We start from the raw sequence: 2,577 nt of genomic DNA on the forward strand, positions 1-2,577 counted from the left end.
TGAGGCGACGGCCGCTCTCGGCCTCGACGAGTTCGTGCTGTTCTCGTCGATTTCGGCGACGTGGGGCAGCAACGACCACGGCGCCTACGCGGCGGGTAACTCGTTCCTGGATGCGCTGGCCGAGGAGCGGCGGGCCCGTGGCCTGCCGGCCACGTCCATCGCCTGGGGCGTGTGGGACACCCGGGACTGGGACGAGGTCGACGCCGTGCTGGATCAGGGTGCCGGTCGGGTGACCCCGAGTCGGCTTCGGCGGCAGGGCATGCACTTCCTGAACGTGGACCGGGCACTGACCGCGCTGGGCGAAGTCCTCAACGACGATGAAACGTTCATTGCGGTTGCGGATGTGGAGTGGCGGAAGTTCGCGCCGGTGTTCAGCGTGGCCCGTCCGCGTCCGCTGCTGGAGACGATTCCGGAGGCACGCGAGGAGACCGACCCGGCGGGCTCGGCGGAGTCGCAGGCCGCGGAACGTGGGGAGTATGCGTCCCGGCTGGCCGGGATGCCGGTGGCCGAGCGCCGCCGGACGGTCATCGAGCTGGTGCGTTCCCATGCCGCCACCGTGCTGGGATATGAGTCGATTGCCGAGATGCCGGCCGAGCGGGCGTTCCGGGATGTCGGTTTCGACTCGCTGACCGCGGTCGAGCTGCGGAACCGGTTGGGTGCTGCTGCCGGGGTGCGGTTGCCGGCCACCGTAGTGTTCGACCACCCGAACCCGACGGCCATGGCGGACTACCTGCTCGCCGAGCTGGTCGGTCACTCCGCGGTGCTGGACGAGTTCGACCGTCTGGCCGCCGGGCTCACACCGTCCGACGACGCGGAGCGCGCCGAGATCGTCGCCCGCCTGGAAGCGCTGACCCAGCGGTTCCGTGCCCTCCAACCAGAGGCCGCAGCGGACGAGGCAGAACAGCGGCAACTCCAAGGGGCCACTGCCGAGGAAATGTTTGCGCTCCTGGAAGACGAACTCGACGATCCCGACTTTGACTGACCCCTGCCCGACCCGGCGGTCCCGCCGGCTCCACCGCACTCCTGAACAGGTCGAAGGGTATAAGGACGATGCAGAACGAGGAAAAACTCCTCGACTTCCTCAAGCAGACCACCGCGAAGCTCCGCACCACGCGGGCGCGGCTGCGTGAGGTGACGGAGCGGAACCGGGAACCCATTGCGATTGTGGGGATGGCGTGCCGTTATCCGGGTGGGGTGCGTAGTCCTGAGGAGCTGTGGGAGCTGCTGGCGTCGGGTGGGGATGCGATTTCGGGGTTCCCGGTGGATCGGGGTTGGGATGCGGAGGCGTTGTTTGATCCGGACCCGGATGCTGAGGGTTCGACGTATGTGGTGGAGGGTGGTTTCCTGTCGGGGGCTGCGGAGTTTGATGCCGGGTTCTTCGGGATCAGTCCGCGTGAGGCGTTGGCGATGGACCCGCAGCAGCGGCTGTTGCTGGAGACCTCGTGGGAGGCGATCGAACGGGTGGGGATCGACCCGATTTCGCTGAAGGGGTCGAGTACAGGCGTCTTCGTCGGCGCCGCGTCTTCCGGGTATATCGCCGCGGTGTCGGGTGAGGCGGACGCCCAGGCGCACTTGGTGACGGGCAACGCGCTGAGTGTGTTGTCGGGTCGGATCTCCTACACGCTGGGTCTTACGGGTCCGGCGGTGTCGGTGGACACGGCGTGTTCGTCGTCGCTGGTGGCGTTGCATCAGGCGGTGACGGCGTTGCGTGGTGGTGAGTGCTCGATGGCGCTGGCCGGCGGTGTGATGCTGATGGCCGATCCGAGCGAGTTCGTGGGCTTCTCGCGGCTGAGGGCGTTGTCCTCGGATGGGCGGTGCAAGGCGTTCGCGGATGGTGCGGACGGGATGGGCATGGCCGAGGGCGTCGGCATGCTGATGCTGGAGCGGCTGTCGGATGCGCGGCGTAACGGTCACCGGGTGCTTGCGGTGATCCGGGGCAGTGCGGTGAATCAGGATGGTGCGTCGAACGGTTTGTCGGCGCCGAATGGTCCTTCGCAGCGTCGGGTGATCCGTGCCGCGCTGGCGAACGCGCAGCTGTCGGCGGCGGATGTTGATGTGGTCGAGGCGCACGGCACGGGCACGGAGCTGGGTGACCCGATCGAGGCGCAGGCCCTGCTGGAAACCTACGGGCGGGAACGTACCGGGGACCGTCCGTTGTGGCTGGGTTCGGTGAAGTCGAACATCGGTCACGCGCAGCAGGCGGCCGGTGTCGCGGGTGTGATCAAGATGGTGCTGGCGCTCCAGCACGGCGTTCTGCCGAAAACCCTCCATGTCGAGAAGCCGTCCACGCACGTGGACTGGTCGGCTGGGAACGTGCAGCTGCTCCAGGATGATTGGAGCTGGCAGCCGGGTGACCGGCCGCGGCGGGCGGGTGTGTCGGCGTTCGGTATCAGCGGCACGAACGCGCATCTGATCATTGAAGAGGCGCCGCTTGAGGCTGCGGTGGTGGTTGAGGAGGAGCCGGTTGCGGCTCCTGTCGCGGTGTTGTCGTCTGGTGTTCCGGCGTGGGTGGTGTCGGGTCGTAGTGCGGTGGCGCTTGCGGGTCAGGCGGGCCGGTTGCGGGAGCATGTGGTGGCG

At 67.9% G+C, this 2,577-nt stretch carries 2 protein-coding genes; both read left to right on the forward strand.

Translation table 11 applies throughout. From position 1 onward, the window contains the following. The coding region (locus STBA_RS35355; RefSeq protein WP_143659665.1) for a beta-ketoacyl reductase at positions 1–982 on the forward strand (982 nt) is incomplete at its 5' end. Between the two features lie 68 nt (positions 983–1,050). Next, positions 1,051–2,577, forward strand: a 1,527-nt coding sequence (locus STBA_RS35365; RefSeq protein WP_171987933.1) for a beta-ketoacyl synthase N-terminal-like domain-containing protein, incomplete at its 3' end; no start/stop codon positions are given.

Origin of the sequence: Streptomyces sp. MP131-18, from assembly GCF_001984575.1 — a bacterium.
GTDB lineage: Bacteria > Actinomycetota > Actinomycetes > Streptomycetales > Streptomycetaceae > Streptomyces > Streptomyces johnsoniae.